The following is a 25,606-nucleotide window of genomic DNA, read 5'->3' as shown; positions in this document are numbered from 1 at the left end:
ATACCTTGATTTATATGCCAGTGGCATAGGGAAAAATCACGATTATCCACTATCTTTCCGGTGTGAAGGTTTCGGTCTATGAACTTCAAAATAAATATTTCCTCAGTAAAATTTAAGCCTCTAATCAATAAAACTAATTCAACCGCTAGTTCAAAAATAGACTTATTGTTAACAGATTAAGGTAAAACAGTGGGTTTATTTCTGTAATTGATTATTTTTATTATCTTTTTTATGACATATCTGATATAGCTTTGAAATAACCGATTGATTCGGCTATACCCATAAATGGATCTCCCATATCTTTTTCATATTCCAGACTGCACATTCCTGTATAATTTACTTTTCGCATCATTTTAATCAATGCCGGAAAATCAATTTTTCCGCGTCCGAGTTCGATGGCGTGTCCAGCCTTTGTCGAATCTGTTACATCTTTGATATGCATATCAAAGACACGAGTATGGTACTTTTTCAAGTCTGCAACCGGATCACAACCATTACGCAAATCATGGCCTATATCCAAACACATACCAATACGCGGATCTAAGTCTTTTGTATGTTTCCAAACATCTGTAGCATCAGGATAGATCTTAATATCAGGTCCATGCAGATGGATGGCATAATTAAAATCGTATTCCTTAACCTTTTTATCGACATAAGGAAGCAATTCATAATTAGGAACTCCCACAATTGTTTTTACACCAACACGTTTGGCATATTCGAAACCACGATCTATTTCTGCTTCACTTTTCATGTAGATGGGCCCTACAGCATACCCCGTAACTTTATGAGTGGTACATTTCTCATGAAAAGCTTTAATTTGTTCATCAGTACTATTCAATGGCAAATGGAAATCTTTGATGCATAGATAATGAACATCCAGGCGTTCCAAAGTTTTTAAAGTAGTATCCAAGTCAAATTTAGCAAACGTAAAACCTGCCATTCCTAAATGGAATGGATTAACAGACTTCGGAGCCTTTAATTTTGCCGGTTCCGGTAATTCAGCATGAGCCATACCGCCTGTTCCCAAAAGGATGGCACCGGCAAGGCTTCTCTTAAGAAATGTTCTTCTTGATTTCTCCATGATATTAGTAATATAAGTTGTCCTTTAATTGCGTCGGAATAAGTTGTTTTTTAATGGTAGCAAATATAGTGTCTTTTTCTTCGTGTACGATAACGCTAAGCGTTAAATTATATTTGGACATTAAAAACTACAATCAACTTTTCCATTATGATGGTTAATAAAGCTTCTCTCTCAAATTTGATATGTGAGAAAAACAAGATAATCTCCGCTGCAATGTATTGTAAACTTATTAGCTAGAGCTTCATTCAAAGTGCCTTGCCACCAATTTGTGAAGTCGCTTAATGGATAAACTAAACCTTCTCCCTTTAAGTTTTTGGCACTGAAATTAAGAATTGAGATTTGCTGACCTGGTTGTGAGGCGAAAGTTTGTGTATGCTGAGCCGGAATAAATACGCCATAATCTGTGATTGTTCGGACTTCCAAATCACTTTTCATATAATCGATGAGTAGGCTTATGTTTCCAAGAGTATGATCTTCCCGCTTTCCGGTAGCTCCTAAAATGGCAATTTTATGAAATCCTTTCTCTTTAAGAAAATAGACGGCTTTCGTCTGGTCATTCGTTTCTTGATCGGAGATGTGGTATATAATAGAGGAGAAACGCTCTTTATTAGCAGGTAAAAGAGAATCACCATCACCGATGATAATATCAGGGATATGTCCCTGAGCTATATATTCATTGGCAGCACCATCGCAACAAATTACAAATTTAGCTTCCTTCAGTATCTTTAAGGGAAGGGGACTCGTTGGATATTCACCATTGGCAAGTATCACGGCTTCCGGTATGAATTGTTCGTTTATCATTGCAGTTATTTCATTAGTTTTTTCCATTTGAAGTAGCCAAAGATAGCGATAATGGAGTAAAGTCCGTACAGTGCAGAGGTGAAATAAAGATCTTTATAAATATAGAGTCCGCAGCAAACAATATCAACAAGAATCCAGGCAAACCATTGCTCAATGTATTTACGTGCCAGCATCCACATACCGACGATACTTAATGCGGTGGTGAAACTATCCAGCCAAGGGACATTACTGTCTGTATATTTGATTAATATCCAGGCAATGCTGATAAAAGAAATGAAGAATGCCAACGTCAGCGGGAGATAATATTTCCACGGAGTATGTACAATAGGCAATTCTTTGGGTTTGCCGACTGTTTCTTTTTGGACATGGTCGATTTTTTCTTTTCGGTGTCCCCACATCCAGAAGAACCATCCATAAATAGCAGCAATCAAATAGTATATGTTTATGCCAAAATCAGCATAAAGTCCTGCATTATAGTAAATAAATATATAAATAGCAGGCATGATAATACCTGCAATCCACAGATAGATACTTGCCCGGTACTCTAACCATAGGTAGACCAAACCAACAATTGTTCCGAATATTTCGAGATAATTCAGTTCCATATTATATAGCTAAAAACGGAGGGAAAGATGTCCCATAACATTGGTTCCTGCTTGTGCAGCATAGCCGGCATCATCTATTCTATGATTTACATCATTCATGTAATAACTGGAAGCCCAGCCATTATTTTCATATTCCTCATTCAATAGGTTGTATATAGTAACTCCGAAAGTAATGTCTTTCACTATTTTCTTTGGCTTGAATGTATAAGCGAGATTCAGGTTACTAACAAAGTATTTGTCCAATGTCAGTGCATCCACTTCTGCATTCGTCATATATTGTTTTCCTACAAATTGAGATTGCAATGCTGCTTCGAACCCTTTGAAATTGAACGAGAAACGATTGTTAAGTAACAAATCGGGTGAAAACGCAATACGAGTGCTTTTGTGCTGAGTGCTAACAACATTCAATAAATATCCTTTTGCGTCGTATATAGGTACGGTTTCTATGAAGTCCTTTATCCGGTTTTTACTCCATGTAGCATTAATATCCCATTGAAACCATCTACACGGTTTGATTCCTAACATCAACTCTAATCCCATGCGATAACTGTTCGGAACGTTTTCCGTTAATGGTTCGCCTATCTCATTCAAGGCTCCCGTCAGCACCAGTTGGTCGGTATAATCCATATAATAGAAATTGGCTCCTGCTGTGAGCCAAGGATTTGAAAAACTGTATCCCACTTCGTAATCGAGTAGTTTTTCTGCTTTTGGATATGATTCGGGATTACCTTCTGTATAGTTGTTTCGTGTCGGCTCTTTCTGCGCAACAGAGAAAGAAGCATAAGCGCGGTGGTTGAGAGTAATATTCCAGTTTAATCCGACTTTGGGATTGAAAAAATCAAACTCCTTATTTACTGCTAACGGCTGTGGGGTATTTTTATTCCAGTCATATTTGTCGTTCGTTCCATCGATGGTATAATCAATGTGGCGGTATTGCAAATCACTATAAGCACTCAGCCCACTAGTTAGGTCGTAACTGGCTTTCAAATAGATATTTCCATCTGTTTTCTTGGATTTATTTCGATAATATTCATGATTTGGAGAAAGCTCACCTATATAATTTTCTACCCAAATCACCTTCCCAAAGTTATTTCCCTGATATTGGTTAAGACCACCCCCTAGAGAGGCTATCAGGCGAGCGGTTGCATAGTTGAGAGAAAACACTCCACCACCGAATTTATTATCCATTTTTTTTCGGCGTACAAGATCACTTTTTTCTACTTCTTTCTCATCATATATGAAGGGTTTTAAACCATATTCCGGATATGATCTGTCTTCTTTGTATTCTTCATAGTAACCATCTCCTTTTGTATAATGCAGTGCTATATTCAGATTCCATGCTGTAGAGAAGGTATGATTGAAAAGTAGCTGATAGTTCTTTTGCAGGTAATTGTCTGTTTGGTCATCATAATAATGAGTAGTTTTGTCGTCGTCCGTATACTTGCCACAAGGATTATATCGTCTTCCGAATTCCTTCATTTCGTCTTTGGTAGCATATCCCCAAGCATGATATGTCTTTTCTTTTCCGGCATATGTGATAAGTTTTATTGATGTGTTTCCGGCAAAATATCCTCCTTGTAGATAATATGAACTGAGATTTACTGAGGCACGGTCGATGTATCCGTCCGTACCGATATTGGAGAGCCGTGCGTCAAAAGTCCAATGATTGTCTAATAAGCCCGTTCCTATTTTTACAGTTTCTTTATGTGTATTAAACGAGCCATAAGAGCCGTTAAACTCTGCATGCGGTTTCATGGAAGCACCCTCAGTCTGCATATTGACACTGGCGCCAAAAGCACCTGCGCCATTAGTTGACGTTCCTGCTCCACGTTGTACTTGGATATCTTTTACGGAGGAAGAAAAGTCGGGCATATTCACCCAAAACAAGTTATGGCTTTCGGCATCGTTCATCGGTATTCCGTTTACAGTAATGTTGATGCGAGTACCATCCGTTCCGCGGACACGAAGCGTAGTATAGCCGATACCGGCGCCGGCGTCGGAAGTAGTTAAGGTAGAAGGAGTCATGCTCAACAGATAAGGAATATCTTGTCCGAAGTTTACTTTTTTCAGTTCGTTTTTGCCTATATTTGTAAAAGCTACAGGTGTTTTAGACGTAGCACGTGTAGAAACTACCTGCACCTCTTGCAGGTTTATTACTTTCATACTGTCGGAAGTCACACTCGTCTGTGCATGGACAGTGATGCCTGTGCCTATCAAGGCAGCGGTCATCATAATCATCTTTTTCATTTTGCTTATTTATTAATTCTCTACGCCGGCATTACCCGGTTCAGATTCTATGGGTATGTTCTCAGCCCGTCATATTAAGGCACCCCCTTCTCGGTGAATCAACGGCAAATTTACAGCTTTTGCACCAGGAAAACAAAAATAACTTTTAGATTTACTTAAAACAATGTAACTTTGCGTTTTGTTGAAAGAGACAAACAGACAAAGTATTTACTCTAATTCATACAAATTATGTTTTTATTATTTCAAGTAACTCAGACGGCAGACTCTACACAGGTAGCCGCTCAGGAATTAATGAAACAAGCAATAGCTGATGCTGATGGCTTGGATAAATTGTCAATCATCACACAACAATTGATTGATTTTGGAATACGTGCCGGTGAGCGTATTTTGATTGCAGTTGTTGTTTTTATTGTAGGACGTTTTCTGATTTCGATGCTCAACAAATTTGTAGTGAGGTTGATGGAGAAAAGAAAGGTCGATATAAGTATCAAGACATTCGTGAGAAGTCTGGTGAATATTATGCTGACCATCTTATTGATAATTTCTGTTGTCGGTGCGTTGGGAGTAGAAACGACATCATTTGCAGCTTTGTTAGCTTCTGCCGGTGTGGCTATCGGTATGGCTTTGTCCGGTAACTTGCAGAACTTCGCCGGAGGATTGGTTGTCTTATTGTTCAAACCCTATAAAGTGGGTGACTGGATAGAAAGCCAAAACTATTCGGGCACAGTAAGAGAAATTCAGATTTTTCATACGATCCTGGCCACAGCGGATAATAAAATAATTTATATTCCTAACGGTGCATTGAGTAACGGAGTAGTGATAAACTACAGTCACCAGTTGACTCGCCGTGTAGAATGGATCATAGGTGTTGATTATGGTGAGGATTATGAAAAGGTAGCACGAATTGTAAATGATGTGCTGGATACTGATAAACGTATTCTGAGTGATCCTGCTCCGTTTGTTGCGCTTCATGCGTTGGATGCCAGCAGTGTGAATGTTGTTGCCCGTGTATGGGTGAAAAGTGAAGATTATTGGGGAGTTTATTTTGATATCAACAAATTGATTTATGAGACTTTCAATGAGAAAGGTATCAATTTCCCCTTCCCTCAACTTACTGTACACAAAGCCAATTGATAAACTTTATCGGATATAACAAACCGATAAGTTATTACAGAAAATATTTTCACCACAGATTACACAAATATTCAAATCGTTTTGAATATAATAATCGGATAGCTATACGCTTGTCTGTAAATTGTGTAATCTGTGGTGATTTATGATATTAATATTATGTCTGGTTTGATGAGTAATCCGAGCTTTTTATAGTATGCCGAAATCTTCAACCAGTTCATACTTGTCTTCTTTAATCCCTAGCAGGTGATTAATCTTTTTCCTTTTTTCCAGGTCCCTGAAGTACTTTTCCACGACTTGATAAAGGTCGAAATTACTGGTTGATCCTGCGGCCATATCGAGTGATTCTACCATTTTTTCTACTGCCTGATGGATTTTTTCTGTTTCTATCAGATGTAGTTCGTTGCTGTGTATTAAATATCTTTCCATAACTGCAATGTTTTAAAGTTACATTGTTATAACGTTCCGTAAGGATGGAAAGTTCAAGGGAGGAAATTCACTTTCAGAACCTTCAATAGAGAATAGTTTTTTTAACAACATTGTTTACCGGACTTTTTTCTGTAAATTTGTAGGAAAGGACATTAACTAACAATCAAGAAATGGAAAATAATATGTCTACCCTTCGTTTGATCTATTTGGATGGATGCACATCCTGATGTAAACTTGCCATATGATGATTATAAAGATTATCATGCTGCTTGTATGGGAATGGGAGATGAGGAGATTATGAATTTGTTACCGCGGAAGGTGGAAGTTTCTAAAGTATTGATTGTAAGTCTTCGCTCTTGGGATGAAGGAATGGAAGATCTTTAAAAGGAGTTAGGTATCATGGGATTATCTCCGGCAGAAGTTACTGATAATAGTTCGGCTATATTAGATTGGCTAAAGAATAGGGGTGCTTCTAAAGTGGTTGTCCACTTCGATTTGGATGTGTTGGACCCTGCTGAAATTATTGCCGGCATAGGTGTTGAATCGGATGGAATGTAGAGGTAAGAGCAGAAGTAATATTGAAATATGTATAATTGGCTTTTATAACCTGCTGGTGAGGTCAAGAAATTATAGATAACCAACAAAGTTATTAACAGGTTAATTGGCTGTTTAATAGATATATGTGGGTTTTTAACAGCCGTTTATGAACAATAGGGAAAGATTAGCCTGTTAATAACTTTGTTAAATGTGTAATCTGATTTTATGTTTGTTTTGTCTGATCTATTAAAACATTGATAAGAGGGATTTTAATATATATTATTCTGTGATATTTTTTATTCTGATATGGCGAAACCATACATCATGTCCATGATCTTGTAATCCGATGTATCCTTCTCTTGCATTTTCATCCCTGTTATTCATCAATTCAAAGGCCAACGGCCATTTTGTCTCGCTGAACTTACTTTCTTGGAGCTTTTTCTTCCAATCTGAAGTCCAGAGCTGGCATTCGACTACTTTTTCTCCATTTAATTGATGAATTAAGTGACCATGATTGACTATAATCTTGGATTTGTTCCATTTTTCAAAAGGTTTTGCATTTTGCGGAATAGCAGGAACTATGTCGTAAAGAGAACCGGATATCCGATTGTTTCCCTTTCCTAACTTAGCATCCGGATGGTTCTCATCATCAAGAATCTGATATTCAAGAGCGGACATATAAATAGGTTCTAAGCGACTTTTGTCATTGATGTCTTTAGTCATAATCTCACGTGCAAGATAAAAAATGCCGGAATTTCCTCCTTTTGATATTTTCCACTCCAGTTCCAATTCGAAGTTCTTGAAGGGTGAAGCGAAAATGATATCTCCACCCTCCTTGGTTCCCGAACTGTGGAGAACCAAGGTTTCATTGTCAATTGACCATTTTTCCGGTAAATGGTTCTTTCCGTATCCACGCCATCCTTTTAAAGATTTGCCGTCGAATAAACAGATAAAACCTTCTTTGTCAGTTGGAAAGTCTGATAGATTGACAAGCTCTTTTTTTATATCTTCAAATTCCGGACTTATTTTATTGGTAACCTTGTTTTGATGCCATGATGATGGCCGTCCATTGCAGGATATTGCAATGAATAAAATAGAGATAAGAAAAGCCAATTGATAGATTTGTTTCATAATTCAATGAATTTATCGGGTGTAAATATAGCTTTTTCTTAGTGATTGACACCTTCAAACAAGTCTCGGTTATCTCGTGAACTCTGTGAATTTCGTTTAAAATGGTTAAAGGTGTAGCTGATGGACAGAGTGATGACGGGAAATTTCGGTCGTATATGTGTGATTGATTCCAGAGTGGGTGTCGTGATCTCATTTTTATAACGAGCGGAATTGAATATATCACGGAAGGACAGAGTGGATTGTAAGTTGGAGTTGAACCATTGTTGACGGATAGCCAAATTGACAAACCAAAAGGATGATGAGCGTCCTTGTGTAGTGACAGAAGGACCAACAAAGTTTCCATCCAACTGAATACGGGTGTTCTTATGAACACGGAAAAGATTGTTTACCGTAAAATCATAATTAGTACTGGTTTCTTTTTTTCCTCCCGAATTGATATTGTTTACCACTTTGTAATAATATACATTCCCGTTTATGTTCAGCCCCCACCATTTGTTTAGCGTTAATTGTCCGCTAAGTTCCATGCCCAGTGAATGGTCATTTCCTACATTTGCCATTGAATCTAAAGTAACTCCTGCTTGATAAGGAATACGTAAACGCTCAATTTTGTCTTTTCGTGATCTATAAAATAAGCTGGATTGTATCACCTGATTACCTAAGTTCTTTTTATAATTTAGTTCAAAGGAGTGAATGTATTCCGGACGTATATCAGGATTTCCAATTTCGGCCGTATAATAATCACGATAAGTAATATAGGGCTCCATGTAAAAGAGTTCCGGTCGATTGGTCCGATAAGAATAGGCAAATGTGAGCTTTTGCTCATGTGGCAGCGTATATCCGATATGTACTGAAGGAAATATTTCAAAGCGGTTTACTTTCCGGTTGGCTCCCTTTATAGAACTATTTAATACTTGGTGTGTATGTTCCCCCCTTATTCCGGCTTGTATGTCGAAAGCTTTGTAGCTGTCACTACCCATCAGATAAACAGAATGGATTCCCCGTTGAAAATAGAATGTATTATATATATCTTCCCGCCAATAAAACTCTCTTTTCTCAGGATTCCAGAATTGCATACTATAATCTCCGTCTTCCAAGTAGGAATGATATTGATAACCACTTTCCAAGAGTCCGGTTTTGCTATAAGGATAATTGTAGGTTATATTCCCCTGAACTGTCCAACGAACTTCATCCTCCCAAGCGCGATGTCCCTGTTGCCGTTGGCCGGTTTTGTCCAATAGATCACTTTGGAAATACTCAAGAGGATCTCCTTCGTAACCTAACATAAAACTACCGGTAAGTGTGTGTCCCTCATCATTGAATTTATGGGAGAATCCTGCCTTTCCCATATTTACAGTTGAATGTAGATCGAAATCATCTTGACTGTTATAATTGAATGGGTCTGATTCTTCATTTCCATTTTTATGAGTTTCTGTATAATTCAAATCTCCTTGACGGGTGAACTTATCGTAATATACCTGTAGTTCTGCATTAACAGATGTCCGGGGAGAGAAAGAATATTCAACGCCTCCCCGTAATCCATAGTGGTAATTTTTTCCTTTTCTGGGCCCGTCCGATAGGGAGGTAGTGGTTATATTATCAACAATTGTAGTTTTCTTTTGCTCAAAGTTACTTTCACGTATCGGTTGATTCCAGTGTCCGGCGAAATTCCACTGCCATTTATTGTGCTGTTGAGATATGAGGAAGTCAATTCCATTTGAAAGTGCAGTGCTGCCATAGGTATTGACGATTCCGTTAATTCCTTGCTGTTGGCTCTTTTTGGTAATGATATTAATCATTCCGGCTTCTCCGTCTGTATTGTAACGTGCAGAAGGGGTAGTAATAATTTCTATGTTCTCAATTTGTCCGGCGGGTATCTGTTGCAGTGCCTGCGAACCTGAATAAAAACTAGGTTTGCCGTCGATGTATACTTTGAAACCACTGCTTCCTCTAAAAGTAACCTCTCCATCTACATCGACTCGAACCGAAGGAGTGTTTTCGAGAATATCGACTGCTGTGCCGCCACTGCTCATCAAAGTATTTGATGCATCTATAATTTTTTTATCTAACTTATAAACGATCTGTCTTTTAGCCCCTTTTATTACTACTTCGGCTATGCCGATTTCTAAGGGCTTTAATTCAATGACTCCGAAGTCTAAAGTCGATTTCGAAGAACTGAGAGTAAGCGAGTCTTTTGTATAAATATCATAACCAATAAGTCTCACCATTAATGAATACTTTCCATTTTCAATGCCTGATAATTGAAAATATCCGTTAGCTTCTGTGAGGGTATGAGATACGGTCACAGTACCATTCTTTAATAATATGACATCTGCAAACTCGATTGGATTACCTGTGCCTTTCTCTCGGACTACTCCTTTAATTTGTGGAGTAATTGCCATAATAGAATTGAAACTGAAAATAAAAAGAATGAGAATAAATGTACTTTTCATGATTGTAGTTTTTTATTTTGTTCTGCAAAGCTAATCAAGTCATTTTTATCTGAATAATAGGGAGTTTGGTATAAATACTGATGTCATGGAGAGAGATACATTTGTCACTGTAAGACATAATAAAGAGAAGAAATATGGCTATATTTGTCCATGATTTCATTTATCGACATTGGTAGTAGAAAGAAAACGATCATCTGTTTGCTGATTTCTTTTTTTCTTTTGCAGGTGATTATTCCTGCGAGAGCCTTCAACTTGCGAAGGATAAATAACTCGGAGAACCTTTCCAGCAATATTATTTCTTCCATTCATCAGGATGAGAAAGGACTGATATGGATCGGAACCAATCGCGGGGTGGACATTTATGATGGTAAACGTGTGATGAAGTATTGCCCAGAACTCAACGAAAACTTTTTTACAGGGAGCCGGATTGACGCAATTACACAAACTACGGATACTTTATTGTGGGTTCAGACTTATCATGGTCTGCATCAGATTAATCTTGAATCTTCAGTTATAACGTCTTTTGATATGTTTAACCGGATTGCTTTTCTTGATAAGGATCGTTATGGAAATATTTTCTTGATACAGGGCAACCATTGCATTTATTATAAATTGAAAAATCAGGAACGATTTGAACAAATTTTTATTCCTGACCTGAGGGCAAATGATATTGTTCATCTTTTTATTGACAATACCGATAAGTTATGGGTATTTCAACGGAATGGTGATAATCTCTGCTTTGCTATAAAAATCAGCCAAGAAGGGAATATGGAACTGGAACCTGTAACCGGTTATAAACATAAGGCGAATATTTTGTATTGTACGAATGGGGGAGAACATATATTATATTTAGTGGATGATACCTATTCTCTTTATGAATATGATACCGTTACTCATAAAGTTCTTTTTGTTTGTGATTTGAAGAAGTATATATCCAGAGAAGATGATATTACTTCTCTTTTAAAATTCCATAATGACTATTTTATTGGTTTTAAAACGAAAGGATTATCATTGCTTAGAAAAAATGATCGGGGATACAGCTGCGAGAAAATAAATGTTTCGGGAGGGGTTGATTGCTTGTATAAGGATAAATATCAAGATATTGTGTGGATTGGAACTTCGGGACATGGGATATATACTTACTCTATAGATATGTATTCTATCCAATCTATTCTTTTGACTGATATGGTTCCTGATTTTCGCCAGCCTGTAAATGCTTTATATGTAGATAAAGAGAATAATTTATGGGTGGGTAGCAATGGAGACGGTATTCTACAGGTCATTAATTTTCAGATTGATAAAGAAGTAAAGGATCATCGTACAAGGTTGATAACAGCTGGTAATAGTCAATTAAGAGATAATACAATTCTTTCTATTGCAAAAAGCCGGTTAGGTAATCTATGGATCGGAAGTGAAACGGGGCTTAGTTATTTTGATTATCAAAAGCAGCGCATTAATCCTTTGAAATTGTCATATGAGGGAAAAGAGGTAAAATATATTTCAGATATATATGAACAGGATTCTTTATTATGGATTTCTACGATAGGAATGGGAATCTTTAAAGTAGATCTTGCATGGACGAATGGTAAACCTGCACTGACTGTAGCCAGGCGGTTCACTGTAAAAGACAGGGATGAGTTAGCAAATCATTTTCAGGATATTTATTTAGGGAATGATTCTATTTTATGGTGTATGAATGAAGGTGAAGGAGCTTTCAGGCTAAATATATTCACATCGAGAATGGAGAATATACGCTTTGGAAGGTATACAACTAATGAAACGAATGTGATATGTAAAGATTATCATGGAGACTATCTGATTGGAACAAGTTCAGGGCTTGTGAAGTATAGTTCCAATAAACATAAAATATTGAATAATGTTGATGGATTTTTGACTAATAGTGTGTATGGTATTCTGTTCGATTCTAATTCTGATTACTGGCTAAGTACGAACCGGGGACTTATTTCATATAATACAGATACAGAATCTATCAGAGTTTATGATCACCATGACGGACTTTCGGTATTGGAATTTAAAGAAGGGGCTTCATTTAAGGATGAGAAGAATGAAATTCTTTTTTTTGGAGGGGTCAATGGTCTTGTAACTATTAGAAGAAACTATTTCGATGAAGGCCAGCACTATATGCCTCTTATTGATTTTAATACCATAACCATACGGGATCAACAATATCCGGTTGAAAAATTTCTTTCGCAGTCAGGAGATGAGACTTTCCTGAGTTTATCTTATAAACAGAACTTCTTTACCCTTTCTTTTGCTGCAATTGATCATTTGAACGGGAATAGTTATTCTTATTATTATAGGTTGGATGGTGCTGGGAAGGAATGGACTTACAATGGAAATTCCAATGTGGTATCGTTTGCTGATTTGCATCCCGGAAAATATAGATTATATGTGAAGTACTATAATAAGGCGTTGGGGAAAGAAAGTTATATCTGCAAAATGGATATAAAAATACTCCCTCCTTGGTATGCATCCCCATTAGCATATTTGCTTTATGTCTTATTGACGTTAGGTATAGTGTTATTGATGATAAGAATGTGGATGGTTCGGAATGAAAAAAAGAAAAGAGATCGTCTGCAAAAGATGGAACAAAAGCACAGAGAGGAAATATATGAATCCAAACTTCAGTTTTTTACAAATATATCGCATGAGTTTTGCACGCCACTTACGTTGATTTATGCTCCTTGTAACCGTCTTATGGAGCAGAAAAATCTTACTGATGCTGCTAAAAGGTATACTTCTGTAATCAAACAAAATGCTGAAAGACTAAATTCTTTGATTCAGGACCTGATTGAATTTAATAGAATTGAATCAGGATATAAGAAGCCTGTTATTGTGTCTGTTGATATAACTGATACGGTTGGAAAGCTGGTGGAGTCGTTTACAGATATGGCTGAATCTCGTAATATAGTTTTTGAAAAGGAGATATCTCTTTCTTTAAGGTGGAATTCTGATAAAGATTTTATAGTAACTATTCTTCTAAACCTTTTATCAAATGCGTTTAAATATACGGAGAACGAGAGGGTGGTAAGAGTAAAGGTTCAAATTGATCAGGATAATTTGTGTATCACTGTTTCCAATACAGGTAAAGGAATAGCAGAAAAAGATATTTCATCATTGTTTGACCGTTATCGTATCTTACAGAATTTTGAGCAAAATGATAACTTCTGGTCGAGGAATGGGTTGGGGCTTGCTATTTCTAATAATATGGTTCGTCTGTTGAATGGTACGATAAAGGTGGAAAGTATTCCAAATGAATGGACTCATTTCCGGATACTGTTACCTTATCTTGAAGTATCTCGGACTGAATTAAATAAGGAAGAGGTGATTGCATTGCCTGATCATGGGCTTGAATATCATTTCACAGATTCTACTTTGCAAATTCCACAAAATAGTTTTGATAAATTAAAGCCAACTATTTTAATTGTCGATGATGAATTAGAGATCCGGTGGCTTATTGTCGATATATTTAAGGATGATTATAATGTGCTGACAGCGGCTAGTCCTAAGGAAGCCACGGAGATACTGAAGGATATTTCTCCGGATGTTATTATTAGTGATGTGGTTATGCAAGAAATGGATGGCTTGGATTTTTCCAGATTGGTGAAATCGGATGAGGCAACGGCACATATTCCTTTTATTCTTTTGTCTGCAAAGCGAGATGTTGAAGTACAGACGGAGGGACTGAATGCAGGTGCGGAAGTATATATAACAAAACCTTTTAATGTTGATTACTTAAAATCTTCGGTGCATCGTTTGTTGGAAAGGAAAGAAAGCTTGAGGGAATATTTTTCTTCTCCATTGAGTTCATATACTTTAGAAAATGGAAAACTCTCTCATAAAGAACATCGGAAATTTATCAATGAAATTTTGAAAATTATCAATAAGAATATTAGTAATAAGGAATTGTCTGCTCATTTCATCGCTGAAAAGATGAATATTGGGGTTCGTTCTTTTTATCGTAAGTTGGAGGAGATTGAAGGTGTGACTCTTGCTGAATTAATAAACGGTTGCCGACTGGTAAAAGCGGCTGACCTACTCGTGAAAACTAAACTAACGATTGATGAAATAGTCTTTCAATCCGGCTTTACGAATCGCTCTACTTTTTATAGAGCTTTCTCGAAGAAATATAATTGCACACCTACGGAATATAGGAACACATATAACATTGAAATGTAAGATGCATACAGATTGTCATGCTACACTCCGGTGTTCTTCTTTCCAACTACTTCATAAATGATGTATACGTGTTCAACAGCCGGGTATTTTGTTATATATTTTTTCGTTACATCTTTGATATAGCAATATGTCGGAGCAGGAGTAAAGTTGGCTCTTAGGTGCTGTTGCTCGATGAGTTGAAAGAAATTTCGTGTAATATAGAAAACGCTATTATCATCTTTGACTGTTACACGCCAATAGTCATAAAGTTTTGTGTTTTCAATAATGGTGATTGCACTTTCTTCGTCTAAAATAATATGTTCTTTCTTAAAATCAGTTTCTTTTGATTGACCATTCTGATAATAAATTCGTATGGTTCCTCCGGCTTCTTCAGGCTCCTTGTAGACAAAATTGTATCCTTTCTCTATGTTTGATACTTCTATTTCTTTTTCCAGTTTAGTTTTATCACCTACGGTTATATTATCTCCTTGGATGATATATTTCTTTTGGTAAACAGCGTTAGTCTCTTCCCAGTATTTTACTGTAATGGTTAATATGTATATGTTGTTTGATTTATCTTCAATTTTGATTGATACTGTTCCCAATCTAAGAGGGTTAAAGGTGATCTTTTCACCATCAAAATTGACTTGTACAACCTCTTTATTACTATTCACAACTGTATAATTTCCGTCGCCTCCTTTTATATACAAAGCTATTGTTTCTCCACTGAAAGGCGTCAGAGTCATAGAACGGCCTTCGTTATTAAAAATAATATGTGGATCTTCGTACTCAAGAGTTATCGCTGTTTGATCGTCATCGTTACAGCCTTCCAAACTGATTATGCATAGGAGCAAAAGAAATATCCTGAATGAATGTTTAGTTTTCATGTTATTATGTTTTGAATTATAGCTCGCTATCTATTTCCTTTTGTTCTGTTCTCTCTGAGTACTACTATACACACAGCTGTCACAATTAATAAAATACCAAGTGCACTATTTACTGTGAATGTTTCCTGAAATACCAAAACTCCAATTATTACAGCAGTTAGAGGTTCTAAGGCTCCCAAAATAGCTGTTAATGTTGGTCCTACATGTTTGATAGCCAAAACTAATGTAATATTTGAAATAGCTGTTGCCGGAATAGCCAATCCAAGAATTAACAACCAGATATACCAATCTGTCACAAGGTGAAGTCCTGAAGTGCAAAAGGATCCGATAATATAGAATATAGTTCCGATTCCCATGACATAGCAAGTCAATATAGTAGAATTAATCCGCACTGCTCTTGTTTTTCGGACTCCAATAATATAAGCTGCATAAGAAAATACGGAAATGCAAGCTGTCATTATTCCGAGGAATGTATTTCCATTTTTTACTGTTGAATCTCCTGAAGAAAGCAAATAGGCTCCCACTAATGACATCAAAATAGCCACTATCACCCATATTGATTTCTTTTCTTTAAAAAAGAACATCATAGTCAATGCTACAGCTAAAGGATACATAAAATGGATAGTTGAAGCTACTCCACTCGCAATATTTTGATAAGCTATCACCAAACTAAAGGCGGTAATCGCACAAAATAAACTCAGCATAAAAACAACACAAAATTCTTTTCCCGTTAAACGAAAACTTTTACCTGAAAGTTTTCCTGCCAACCACATGACAAGTGCAGCCACACCACACCGATATGCCAACAATTCAAATATAGAAAACCCGTCAATCAACAAAATAATTGTGAAAAATGGCACTAATCCAAAGGTAGATGAGGATGCTGCCGCATATAATATACCTTTTATACGATTCATAAAAGGTTGATTAATTGTGTATCCATTATTAAATATATTTTTTTGTCCCGTTTATGTTTTGCAAAACGGGACAAAATTAAGTGATATTAAAATAGTAACAAAGATTATGTAGTGAAAATACGTCATTCAATAAATAAATTTGGTGAACGAAAGTTCTTTGGAATTCAAGTAAATGAGAAAACCTTAATCATTACTCAAATTGAAATTTTGAGAAGTATTCATTATTCCAAAATGGAAGTAGGGAGCCTAAAAGGATACTTTTGTATATACTTCTTGTCTGTTTATCAGATTTAAAATAGTTTCAATTGGAATGGATCATGTCACTTTACCAGCTTTCAAACTATATAATGTCAATAGGAAACATTACTTTTGTAGCGTCAAATAGAAACATAACTATATATCATCGAAAATGGGAGATATCAGTTTTGAAGCAAAAGTGCTTCACACGACTTTCGAGAAGCAAGATGCATATAATGCCTTGTCAATGCCGGTTTACAACTGTGCAGCTTATGAATTCGAGTCGGCTGAAGCTATGGAAGCTGCTTTCTGTGGACGCACTATGGATTATGCTTACTCACGAATAACAAATCCGACAGTCCAGTATTTTGAAAATCGTGTACGTGCTGTGACTGAGGCCATGAGCGTTACAGCTCTTAATTCCGGAATGGCTGCTATCACCCATGTTTTGATGACACTTGGTAGAGCCGGTGCAAATATTGTGACCTCTCCACATTTGTTTGGCAACACAGTATCGTTATTAAAAAATACGCTTTCTGCTTTCGGTTTAGAAGTTCGTTTTTGTAATCTGACTAATATGTCGGAGGTATTGGCTAATGTTGATCATAATACGTGTGCTATCTTTCTGGAAGTGATCACTAATCCACAACTTGAAGTGGCTGATTTGAAAGCGCTTGCTACGATTGCAACGGAATGTCATATTCCGTTGATAGCCGATACTACTGTTGTGCCTTTTTCAGTGTTCCGTGGACAGGATTTTGGTATTAATATAGAAATAATATCCAGTACGAAATATATTTCCGGTGGGGCTACGAGTTTGGGTGGTTTGATATTGGACCATGGAACATTCGATTACAGTCATTCTATTACTTTGAAAAAATGGTATGAAGAGTTTGGTAACAAAGCTTTTACTGCTCGTATGCGAAAGGAAATTCATCGGAATCTGGGTGCTTATATGACACCACAAGTTGCTTATATGCAAACTCTTGGACTGGAAACAATGCAGATCCGTTTTGAACGGATGGCATCTACTTGCTTGGAACTGGCAGGTCGCTTGCAAACATTGGATGGGATTGTCTCCGTTAATTATACCGGGTTGAAAGATAATCCTTATTACAAGTTGAGTACAGCTCAGTTTGGTGCATATCCAAGTGCAATGCTTACCTTTGATTTGTCTTCACGCGAGGCGTGTTTTGCATTCATGAACCGACTGAAATTAATACGTCGGGCTACTAATCTTTTTGATAACAAGACGTTGGCTATCCATCCGGCAAGTACTATTTTCGGTACATTTACTGAGGAAGAACGTCAGGAAATGGGGATTAGCCAGCAGACAATTCGCTTGTCCGTTGGTCTGGAAGCTGGTGATGATTTGTTCAACGATATTATGCAAGCCTTGTTTTAATATTGGTAGGGTAATATTATATAAGACAGTTATGAAGTAGAGTGGAGGTGAATATGTTACCAATTATATTATGTTTTCAGATGAAATAAATCTAATTGGATATTCAAACAAAAATATTATGCTGGCAGAAGATTCCATTCAAGTAGTGCGCCAAATGCTCAAAGAGAGTATTGATTCAAAGACATTAGGATCGTCCGACCGCTTTTTCAAACAAGGTGAGCAGGCGAAAGTTCATGGAGTCAGAATGTGTGAGGTTGGAAAGATAGCCAAAGAATTTTATAAAGAAGCGAGTGGAAGAACAAAAGCGGAGATATTTGCACTATGTGATCTGCTGAAGAACAAAATAAAAAATGATTTACGAGCCATTTTTACATCGTTTTTAAAGTTACAAAACTATGTATTCTCTTCCAAAGTATGATTGTGCAAAATACTATTAATCAGTGAGAAAGATGCAAATTCGTGGGACTTTTTTGAACTAAATTTTAGTCCCACGATTTATCCACCCATAATATGCTTGAAATGGCTATTTTATGCTACCTGCTAGAAAAAATAAATCCCCGATAATGTTTGATTATCAGGGATTTGCTTGATTTTTCTTTTGTTTTCAGTGGTCCACCTGGTTCATGAACCTTGTGGTATATTCTCCTATAAATCAATATCTTTGGAGTTATAAGCCTTGTACCTGCCACGTTTTAGTCCTAAAAAACTCTCCACTTCTGTCCAGTGCCTGTCTGCTTATATCTTGGGCTCAAAAGTATACATTATTTCCTAAATATGCAAGTCATTGATAGTTAATACTTAAATTCAAGTGCAAGGTGCAAGCCGTATATATACATATACGCTTGCACCTTGCACTAAACCGTTATCTTGTCCTAGAAAAACTTTACAGATTATATTACTTTGTCCTATATGAGCTTGACATTATCAGGAATTGAGTGTTTTAGTCCTGCTATGCCTTTACACTTCGGATCTAAGATAGGAACTTCTTCATTAAGTACATTCTTCTTTCGATAATAATTCTTCCATCTACGTTCTGTTTTAATATTTGCTTGATGAACCAAGGCAGGAACCATATAACTGATACTCTGATGTGGTCTTTGATTATTATATAAATCAATAATTCGACTAATGAAGTTAATAGTTTCCTGCCATGATTTTAGCTTAACATCGTATATCCATTCTGTTTTCAGAATGCCATTTATTCTTTCTGCTATTGCATTTTCAAGTGGATCGCCACTTTCCGTCATGCTAATTTGTACCTTATGCTGCGTTAGCAAATTAACATAACTGGCGCTGCAATATTGGCTTCCTCTGTCTGAATGATGAATAAGCCTGGAATATCCTTCCGGTAAACTATTTAATGCCATTTTCAAGGCAGCAAGAGCATTGCAAGCACGAAGTGATGGAGCAAGCTCCCAACCAACGATCTTATGAGAATAGGCATCTGTTACAAGTGCTAGATAAGCAAAACGCCCTGCCATCTCAATATAAGTAATGTCGCTTACCCATAATTGATTGGGAGCCGTTGGTGTATAATCCCTTATCAAATTGGGGTATTTACGCATCCAATGATTGGAAAAAGTCGTTTTTCTCTTATTTCTCACCCTTCTGACTAATAAATAATTACGATACAGTAATTCAATGAAAGCATCTCGACCTATGTGTATACCCATCACTTGGAATGTAGGTTGAAGATAGATTAATAACTTCTTCGCACCCATACGTGGAAAATCTTTTCGAGCATTGTGTACCAGAGACAAGATTACATCTTCTTCCACATTCTTATTGGCAACATAATGAGACTTTTCATAGTAAGCCTGACGGGTTTTGCCAAACAGCCGACATAAAACATCTATCTTATATGATGGATGCTTTTGCCTTACTTCTTGGACTGTTTGGCACCAGATTTTTTTCTTATATCAACCTTTAGCTCACGTTCCGCAATATCAATCATAGTATCTAAACAAGTGGAACGCATTTTTTCTTTCGCCAGTTGTTGCTCTAGTTCACGGATACGTTCTTCCATTGCTTCAATAGGTAGCTTTTCTTCTTTCATAGGTATTATACTTGATACCACGAATTTACTACTTTCTTCTGGATTGGAAGCAACTCTTTTACGATGAACCCAACTACTGACCGTATCTCTCTTTACCTGAAAGCGTCGGGCTATCATATTGACTGATTCATTACTGTTGTAGTAAGCAGTCAAAACACGCTCACGGAATTCTTCTGAATAGAATTTCCTTTCTCGTCTAATCATAACTTGTACACTTTTTATAGTTATTACTGTGTAAAGCTATTTTAGGACAAGTCAGTTTTCCGTGTCCTGCTTTTACCGAATATTCTTTTTCTATTTCGATGTTTTCAGGCTTGTAGTCAAGTTCGTTAACTAAGCGGTCAAGAAGAAATGCTCTTACCACCTCTTCGTCACCTGTCAGTGATTTTAAAACCCTGTTCTGTTTAATTTTCTCAGAGTAGTGAACAGTCACTTTGTCAATGTTGATTTTGGCAACACTGTTTATCTGCTGTTGTAATCGTTGTTCAATATGCTGTTTCCAGTCTTTCATTTTATATCTCTAAAATTTGTATGGCTACAAATTTAGCAAATATTTAAGAAACAGAAAGTATAACCTCTTATATACTTTAATTTTATGTAATAACGCCACAAACTACCACACTGTGCAAACGTAGCCTCGGGACATCTTTATCTTCTTGCTTTCGCATTTTAATTCCATTGTCGAACAATTAAAAACGAATTGATTATACAGCAAGAAGATGAATTGAGAGGTTGGGTAAAAGCTATGGACTTTATGGCGGGTGTTAAGTATCCTGTTTGTGGTGATATTAGCTCTGTTATAACGCAATAAAGGTATAAGGTGCTAGTGGCATGATCGATAAAATATTGTTTAATTTCAACTGCATCGCCGGACTGTTTAACTCTATCCAGCGGAAGACAATATTTGTGGTCGCATTCCTCGCCCTGCCCTGTCTGTGAACTAAGAGTGTAAAAAACTTGAAATAACTTGGGATAAAATCTATATTTGTCTGATTTCCGGGGTTGGTTTTCTTCTTGAATTGGTGACTTTTGATTTTGCTGATCCCGTTGCTTGTCAATACTAAGTTCTACATTTTCACGATGTATGCATATCTATGCTTACGCCTTGTATCTAAAACTCACTTGCCTTAGAAAATCTGTATCTATTAATATTGCATAATTTGTATCTGTTTCTGTTTCTCTTTTATGCTTTACTTTGCAATATTTTAGTTCTCAAATACATTTAATGATTATGAAGTTGAAATTTGCAAATAGAATGTCTTATATAAAGGCTTCGGAAATACGAGAAATACTCAAAGTGACAGAGCAAGAAGATGTTATTTCATTTGCTGGTGGACTACCTGCCCCTGAATTATTTCCAATAGATGAAATTAATCAAATGACTCAAATAGTATTAAAGGAAGCAGGAGCAAAAGCTCTCCAATATACTACTACTGAGGGGTACTCTCCTTTACGTGAATGGATTGCCCAACGAATGAATGAACGTTTAGGAACATCGTTTGATAAAGATAATATTCTTATCACACATGGATCACAGCAAGGATTGGATTTGTCAGGTAAAGTTTTCTTGGATGATGGTGACATCGTATTATGTGAAAGTCCTACTTATTTAGCTGCAATTAGCGCATTTAAGTCATACGGATGCAACTTTGTGGAGATACCTACGGACGAAGAGGGCATGAATATGACTGTATTGGAAGATGTACTGAATAATACCCCAAAAGTGAAATTAATATATGTAATACCCACTTTTCAGAACCCCACCGGAAAAACATGGAGCTTGGAGAGACGCAAAAAACTTGCGGAACTATCTGCCCGGTATGATATTCCTGTTATTGAAGATAATCCCTACGGAGAATTAAGGTTTGAGGGAGAATATTTGCCCTCTATAAAATCATTTGATAAGGTAGGTAATATCTTGTGTACCGGTAGTTTTTCTAAAATCTTTTGTCCTGGCTTTCGTATTGGTTGGATTGCAGGCGATAAAGATATTATCCGCAAGTATGTTCTAGTTAAACAGGGTACAGATTTGCAGTGTAACACGATAGCTCAAATGACTATTACCGAATATCTGAAACGGTATGATATTGATAAACATATTGGCAAAATCGTAGAAGTTTACAGAAAACGTAGAGATATAGCTATGGAGTGTATAGAACGCTATTTTCCTGACAACATCAGATATACCTATCCACAAGGCGGATTATTCACTTGGATTGAATTACCCGAAGAAATTTCAGCACGTGAGATTCTGAAAAAGTGTATAGAACGAAAAATAGCTTTTGTTCCTGGTGGCTCATTCTATCCTGTCGAACACAAAGAAAATACACTTAGACTGAATTACTCCAATATGCCGGAAGAACGAATAATAAAGGGGCTTCAAATCATAGGAGAAGTTCTACAGGTACACATCAGCCCATCAGAGTGACTCTTTGATTATATCGCCTAATCGTTTTAAACGTTCTTCAAGGAGTGGAGTCCATCGTTGCCCATAACTTAAGCGCATACAGTTCGTGTATTGTTCTTGTAAGGTAAACATACGTCCGGGGGCTATGCTTATTTTCCGCTGCATAGCCCTGTAATAAAGCTCTGTTGTATCAATTCGCTTGTCTAACTCCACCCAAAGCATAAATCCCCCCTGTGGAGTTACAATCTTTGTGTTTTCAGGGAAATGATCCATAATAGAATGAGCAAAATGAATACTATTTGCACAAAGCTCTCGACGAAGTTTACGCAAATGATTTTCGTATCTGTCATTCTCCATAAAGTTAGCGACGGCTTCCTGATTAAGAGTAGGTGTAGAGATTAGATGTATATTTTTCCGACGAATAATAGCCTCTTTAAATCTTCCGGGAGCAATCCAACCTACTCGATACCCCGGTGCTAGCGTTTTAGATACAGCCCCACACCACAATACATTTCCTTCTTTATCAAACGCTTTACAAGGTTTAGGTCTTGAATTTCCAAAGAATATGTCGCCATACAAATCATCTTCTATTAGTGGTATATTATGTTCAGCCAACATATTGACAACCTCTTTTTTGTGTTCATCAGGCATACAACTTCCTAATGGATTATTGAAATTACTTATAAGCAGGCAAGCATTAATTTGTGGCAAAACTCTTTTTAGAGCATCGGGATCAATGCCTGTTTCGGGATTTGTTGGTAGTTCTAAAACACGTAATCCCAAACTATTGGCAAGCTGTAACATTCCAAAATAAACTGGACTTTCGACGGCAATCGTATCTCCTGCCTTGGCAATCACAGATAAAGCTAAAGCAACAGCATTAGTGACTCCTGCTGTAGTTACTATATCTTCTTCTGTCAAATTTCCATTCCAGCTATAAGTGAAGCGAGCTACAGCCTTACGCAAGTGGATGTTTCCCTGTGTTTCATCATACCGAGTACCATTACCCGGAAGTGTTTGTATTGCTCTTATTAGTTCCTTATTGAGTTTTGCTATTGGTAATAAAACATCTTCAGGCATCCCTAAAGAAAATCGGGTAATAGACTTATCTCCAATTTCTAATGAACGATATACTTCAGCAATTAATTCCACGACTTCTTTACTTTCATTTTTCACAGATGGTTGTGTGGTGGCTGGAGCAGATAAGCGTATTGGCTTATAATTGACAATATATCCCGATTTAGGGCGTGATATTATGTAGCCGTCCTTTTCCAATTCATAGTATGCTTGAATTGCCGTATTTAAACTTACCCCATTTTCATTACTTATAGTGCGTAAAGAGGGCAGCTTTTCACCAACTTTCCATACACCCTTTTTTATCTGCCAAGCAATATTTCTCGCTATTTCTTGATATAAGACTTCCTTTTTCATAATTCACCTAATCTGTACCCTGCAAATATACAAAAACTATATCTGTATCTGCTTTTGATTTAGAGTTACTTTTGCAAACTGATTTTAATGCTCTTCTTTATATTCTAAATAAAAGGAAAATAGAGTATTATATTTAGCCGTATAATATAAACCTATATAATAGATAAAATGACAGTAAAACAGGTTTCCAATGAACTGATATTGAAAATCAACGCAGAGATAGAAACATTTTGTATAGATAGTGATATATCTTCAAGTAAGGCTCTGTATATGATTGATTTCATCAGACCATTGTTTGAAGAACTAAGAGAGTATATACACAAATATAACTTTCGGGATAACGAGGAAGAGATAGACTTCTTTAAAAATAGCAAACCGTTAATTCTAAGCAAACTAATATACTACAATGATATTTATACGCTTGAATTAAGAAAGCCAAATGGCAATAAAGAGGTAGTTAAGGAGCATTACAAGAAAAAGCAATCGGCAATCGTAGACTTCTGTAATAATAATCTTGACTTCTATCAATATTATCGTTCCAAAGCAATACATTTGGATAAATATTACTTTCTCAGAGGGCATGAGAACTACAAGTTATGCCATAATTGTGGCTTATTGGATAGAGACCCTTTGTTCTCTACTTGTTGTGATCATAGGGTAGCCAAGATGCTGGCTTATGATATGTTGGAAATCTATTTGCATCAGAGATTACAGGATGTAGAGAGAACAGAAGTGATAGAAACCAGCCGAGCTTCTTTGCCTGATAATCCATTTCGATGGACAGGAACTAAAGTTGCTGCTATTGAATTGGGATATGCAATATATGCTGCCGGAGTTCTAAACAATGGAAATGCTGATATAAAGGAAATAATGACCTATATAGAGGCATCATTCAAAGTAGACTTAGGTGATTACTATCGTACTTATCTTACAATTAGGGAGCGTAAAAGAGATAGGACAGCCTTTCTTAATAGTCTCATCGAAAAGCTCCTGCGGAAAATGGACGAAAACGATACTTAACTTGACTATAAGGTTTTACTAAATTATTTTCTTTTTTCGCAAGTCCCTCATAAACTATATGGACTTTTGAAAAGAGAAAGTGTTTTTTATCTGTATGCGAAAGATATAATGCAGTCTGCCAATCCAGCTATTTTGCAATAGTGCTTTCATGCTATCTTGTAATCTTGCCATCTTGAAATCAAAGAAACAAGAAAACAAGTTATCAAGCCATCAATATTTCAAGAAAAGAACATTGCAATACTTCACTTAAAAGCTCATAGGTCGGGGAACGCCCAGCGGCAAGGGGCGGGACCACCCGTCCCGACGAGCGAAGAATGGTTTAATTGAGTAACTTTTCTTCCATTGGAAACACGACTTCGGAGTGATTTTCCTAAAAGGTTCAGAGCTGCGGAGATAATTCTCCGCAGCTCTGAACACACCTTGCTGTTATCTGACGATAACAAATTTCAGTAATCTGAAATTCATTTGGCAATATCTAACTTTTGTGCCAACATTTCCATATCATTGCTAACCTTTACATCGGTAATCCGTAGGCTCGGCAGATGGCGCCTTGCCACCTTGCAGTGGTAGGTTTCCATCAGCCTGCCCCCGAACCGTACTTACACGTCTCCATGTATACGGCTCTCCATCTATAATATCATTTTTTTTTATCACA

General features: G+C 36.7%; 19 protein-coding genes, 1 pseudogene and 1 riboswitch. Of the genes and pseudogenes, 7 read left to right on the top strand and 13 right to left on the bottom strand.

All coding sequences use genetic code 11. The features are described 5' to 3' along the window. Positions 1 to 229 precede the first annotated feature (229 nt). From PHO71_RS14805 to PHO71_RS14790, 4 genes are all read right to left on the bottom strand, one after another. On the bottom strand, positions 230 to 1,081 hold the full coding sequence (locus PHO71_RS14805; RefSeq protein WP_300204806.1) for a TIM barrel protein: 852 nt from the start codon (positions 1,079 to 1,081) through the stop codon (positions 230 to 232). Positions 1,082 to 1,252: 171 nt separating this feature from the next. Beyond that, positions 1,253 to 1,882 carry a thiamine diphosphokinase gene (locus PHO71_RS14800; protein ID WP_300204804.1) on the bottom strand — a complete coding sequence of 210 codons (630 nt, stop codon included), beginning with the start codon at positions 1,880 to 1,882 and terminating at the stop codon, positions 1,253 to 1,255. A 5-nt stretch (positions 1,883 to 1,887) separates the two neighbouring features. Then, positions 1,888 to 2,487, bottom strand: coding sequence for a nicotinamide riboside transporter PnuC (gene pnuC, locus PHO71_RS14795; RefSeq protein ID WP_300204801.1), 600 nt, complete (start codon positions 2,485 to 2,487; stop codon positions 1,888 to 1,890). Between the two features lie 9 nt (positions 2,488 to 2,496). After that, positions 2,497 to 4,734, bottom strand: coding sequence for a TonB-dependent receptor (locus PHO71_RS14790; protein WP_300204799.1), 2,238 nt, complete (start codon positions 4,732 to 4,734; stop codon positions 2,497 to 2,499). After that, positions 4,734 to 4,831: riboswitch (TPP riboswitch) on the bottom strand. Its footprint overlaps the gene before it by 1 nt. Positions 4,832 to 4,962: 131 nt before the next feature. Between PHO71_RS14790 and PHO71_RS14785 the strand changes: the two genes are divergently transcribed. Continuing rightward, positions 4,963 to 5,868, top strand: coding sequence for a mechanosensitive ion channel domain-containing protein (locus tag PHO71_RS14785; RefSeq protein WP_300204797.1), 906 nt, complete (start codon positions 4,963 to 4,965; stop codon positions 5,866 to 5,868). A 186-nt stretch (positions 5,869 to 6,054) separates the two neighbouring features. On the opposite strand, the gene PHO71_RS14780 is transcribed toward PHO71_RS14785, so the two are convergent. Then, positions 6,055 to 6,294 carry a hypothetical protein gene (locus PHO71_RS14780; protein WP_300204794.1) on the bottom strand — a complete coding sequence of 80 codons (240 nt, stop codon included), beginning with the start codon at positions 6,292 to 6,294 and terminating at the stop codon, positions 6,055 to 6,057. Between the two features lie 204 nt (positions 6,295 to 6,498). Here PHO71_RS14780 and PHO71_RS14775 point away from each other — a divergent pair. Then, a pseudogene (locus PHO71_RS14775) lies at positions 6,499 to 6,849 on the top strand (arginase family protein); the annotation flags it as partial. Positions 6,850 to 7,110: 261 nt separating this feature from the next. On the opposite strand, the gene PHO71_RS14770 reads toward PHO71_RS14775, so the two are convergent. Both PHO71_RS14770 and PHO71_RS14765 read right to left on the bottom strand, forming a co-directional pair. Next, positions 7,111 to 7,962, bottom strand: coding sequence for a DUF1080 domain-containing protein (locus tag PHO71_RS14770; protein WP_300204791.1), 852 nt, complete (start codon positions 7,960 to 7,962; stop codon positions 7,111 to 7,113). A gap of 38 nt (positions 7,963 to 8,000) precedes the next feature. Continuing rightward, a complete protein-coding gene (locus PHO71_RS14765) occupies positions 8,001 to 10,412 on the bottom strand; it encodes a TonB-dependent receptor (RefSeq protein WP_300204789.1) in 2,412 nt (803 codons plus the stop codon). Positions 10,413 to 10,562: 150 nt separating this feature from the next. Between PHO71_RS14765 and PHO71_RS14760 the strand changes: the two genes are divergently transcribed. Further along, positions 10,563 to 14,612 carry a response regulator gene (locus PHO71_RS14760; protein ID WP_300204786.1) on the top strand — a complete coding sequence of 1,350 codons (4,050 nt, stop codon included), beginning with the start codon at positions 10,563 to 10,565 and terminating at the stop codon, positions 14,610 to 14,612. 20 nt (positions 14,613 to 14,632) lie between these two features. On the opposite strand, the gene PHO71_RS14755 is transcribed toward PHO71_RS14760, so the two are convergent. Both PHO71_RS14755 and PHO71_RS14750 read right to left on the bottom strand, forming a co-directional pair. Continuing rightward, the gene (locus tag PHO71_RS14755; protein ID WP_300204783.1) at positions 14,633 to 15,478 is read right to left on the bottom strand and encodes a hypothetical protein; all 846 of its coding nucleotides are present in this window, start codon (positions 15,476 to 15,478) and stop codon (positions 14,633 to 14,635) included. 26 nt (positions 15,479 to 15,504) lie between these two features. Next, positions 15,505 to 16,395, bottom strand: a complete 891-nt coding sequence (locus PHO71_RS14750) for a DMT family transporter (RefSeq protein WP_300204781.1) — start codon at positions 16,393 to 16,395, stop codon at positions 15,505 to 15,507. 409 nt (positions 16,396 to 16,804) lie between these two features. Here PHO71_RS14750 and PHO71_RS14745 point away from each other — a divergent pair, with 409 nt between their 5' ends. Together PHO71_RS14745 and PHO71_RS14740 are read left to right on the top strand one after the other, a co-directional pair. Continuing rightward, positions 16,805 to 18,037 (top strand): PLP-dependent transferase, encoded by a 1,233-nt coding sequence (locus PHO71_RS14745; RefSeq protein WP_300204778.1) that lies wholly within the window; start codon positions 16,805 to 16,807, stop codon positions 18,035 to 18,037. Between the two features lie 70 nt (positions 18,038 to 18,107). Beyond that, positions 18,108 to 18,455, top strand: coding sequence for a DNA alkylation repair protein (locus PHO71_RS14740; RefSeq protein WP_300204776.1), 348 nt, complete (start codon positions 18,108 to 18,110; stop codon positions 18,453 to 18,455). Between the two features lie 487 nt (positions 18,456 to 18,942). Here PHO71_RS14740 and PHO71_RS14735 read toward each other — a convergent pair whose 3' ends face one another. Genes PHO71_RS14735 through PHO71_RS14725 form a run of 3 tightly spaced genes read right to left on the bottom strand, consistent with a single transcriptional unit; the run spans position 18,943 to position 20,604 of the window. Continuing rightward, complete coding sequence (locus PHO71_RS14735; protein ID WP_300204877.1) at positions 18,943 to 19,875, bottom strand: IS3 family transposase; 933 nt, start codon at positions 19,873 to 19,875, stop codon at positions 18,943 to 18,945. Between the two features lie 41 nt (positions 19,876 to 19,916). After that, complete coding sequence (locus PHO71_RS14730; RefSeq protein ID WP_300204773.1) at positions 19,917 to 20,297, bottom strand: transposase; 381 nt, start codon at positions 20,295 to 20,297, stop codon at positions 19,917 to 19,919. Continuing rightward, complete coding sequence (locus PHO71_RS14725) at positions 20,290 to 20,604, bottom strand: hypothetical protein (protein WP_300204770.1); 315 nt, start codon at positions 20,602 to 20,604, stop codon at positions 20,290 to 20,292. The genes PHO71_RS14730 and PHO71_RS14725 overlap by 8 nt, the downstream gene beginning before the upstream one ends. A gap of 720 nt (positions 20,605 to 21,324) precedes the next feature. Between PHO71_RS14725 and PHO71_RS14720 the strand changes: the two genes are divergently transcribed. Beyond that, positions 21,325 to 22,521: a PLP-dependent aminotransferase family protein gene (locus PHO71_RS14720; RefSeq protein WP_300204767.1), complete on the top strand. Its 1,197-nt coding sequence runs from the start codon at positions 21,325 to 21,327 to the stop codon at positions 22,519 to 22,521. On the opposite strand, the gene PHO71_RS14715 is transcribed toward PHO71_RS14720, so the two are convergent. After that, on the bottom strand, positions 22,513 to 23,931 hold the full coding sequence (locus PHO71_RS14715; RefSeq protein WP_300204764.1) for a PLP-dependent aminotransferase family protein: 1,419 nt from the start codon (positions 23,929 to 23,931) through the stop codon (positions 22,513 to 22,515). The two genes, PHO71_RS14720 and PHO71_RS14715, sit on opposite strands and share 9 nt — an antisense overlap. A 168-nt stretch (positions 23,932 to 24,099) precedes the next feature. On the opposite strand from PHO71_RS14715, the gene PHO71_RS14710 reads away from it, so the two are divergent. Then, a complete protein-coding gene (locus PHO71_RS14710) occupies positions 24,100 to 24,951 on the top strand; it encodes an RteC domain-containing protein (protein ID WP_300204762.1) in 852 nt (283 codons plus the stop codon). The last annotated feature ends 655 nt before the right edge of the window (positions 24,952 to 25,606 follow it).

The sequence above is a fragment of the Bacteroides sp. genome, assembly GCF_028690125.1.
Taxonomy (GTDB): domain Bacteria; phylum Bacteroidota; class Bacteroidia; order Bacteroidales; family Bacteroidaceae; genus Bacteroides.
This window is presented reverse-complemented; position numbering and strand designations above follow the sequence as displayed.

Bases quoted from the DNA above. Each gene is read 5' to 3' on its own strand.
- PHO71_RS14790 (WP_300204799.1), bottom strand. From the start codon at position 4,734: ATGAAAAAGATGATTATGATGACCGCTGCCTTGATAGGCACAGGCATC.
- pnuC (WP_300204801.1), bottom strand. From the start codon at position 2,487: ATGGAACTGAATTATCTCGAAATATTCGGAACAATTGTTGGTTTGGTC.
- PHO71_RS14745 (WP_300204778.1), top strand. From the start codon at position 16,805: ATGGGAGATATCAGTTTTGAAGCAAAAGTGCTTCACACGACTTTCGAG.
- PHO71_RS14765 (WP_300204789.1), bottom strand. From the start codon at position 10,412: ATGAAAAGTACATTTATTCTCATTCTTTTTATTTTCAGTTTCAATTCT.
- PHO71_RS14770 (WP_300204791.1), bottom strand. From the start codon at position 7,962: ATGAAACAAATCTATCAATTGGCTTTTCTTATCTCTATTTTATTCATT.
- PHO71_RS14805 (WP_300204806.1), bottom strand. From the start codon at position 1,081: ATGGAGAAATCAAGAAGAACATTTCTTAAGAGAAGCCTTGCCGGTGCC.
- PHO71_RS14760 (WP_300204786.1), top strand. From the start codon at position 10,563: ATGATTTCATTTATCGACATTGGTAGTAGAAAGAAAACGATCATCTGT.
- PHO71_RS14730 (WP_300204773.1), bottom strand. From the start codon at position 20,297: ATGATTAGACGAGAAAGGAAATTCTATTCAGAAGAATTCCGTGAGCGT.
- PHO71_RS14715 (WP_300204764.1), bottom strand. From the start codon at position 23,931: ATGAAAAAGGAAGTCTTATATCAAGAAATAGCGAGAAATATTGCTTGG.
- PHO71_RS14710 (WP_300204762.1), top strand. From the start codon at position 24,100: ATGACAGTAAAACAGGTTTCCAATGAACTGATATTGAAAATCAACGCA.
- PHO71_RS14755 (WP_300204783.1), bottom strand. From the start codon at position 15,478: ATGAAAACTAAACATTCATTCAGGATATTTCTTTTGCTCCTATGCATA.
- PHO71_RS14750 (WP_300204781.1), bottom strand. From the start codon at position 16,395: ATGAATCGTATAAAAGGTATATTATATGCGGCAGCATCCTCATCTACC.
- PHO71_RS14785 (WP_300204797.1), top strand. From the start codon at position 4,963: ATGTTTTTATTATTTCAAGTAACTCAGACGGCAGACTCTACACAGGTA.
- PHO71_RS14720 (WP_300204767.1), top strand. From the start codon at position 21,325: ATGAAGTTGAAATTTGCAAATAGAATGTCTTATATAAAGGCTTCGGAA.
- PHO71_RS14800 (WP_300204804.1), bottom strand. From the start codon at position 1,882: ATGATAAACGAACAATTCATACCGGAAGCCGTGATACTTGCCAATGGT.
- PHO71_RS14780 (WP_300204794.1), bottom strand. From the start codon at position 6,294: ATGGAAAGATATTTAATACACAGCAACGAACTACATCTGATAGAAACA.
- PHO71_RS14725 (WP_300204770.1), bottom strand. From the start codon at position 20,604: ATGAAAGACTGGAAACAGCATATTGAACAACGATTACAACAGCAGATA.
- PHO71_RS14740 (WP_300204776.1), top strand. From the start codon at position 18,108: ATGTTTTCAGATGAAATAAATCTAATTGGATATTCAAACAAAAATATT.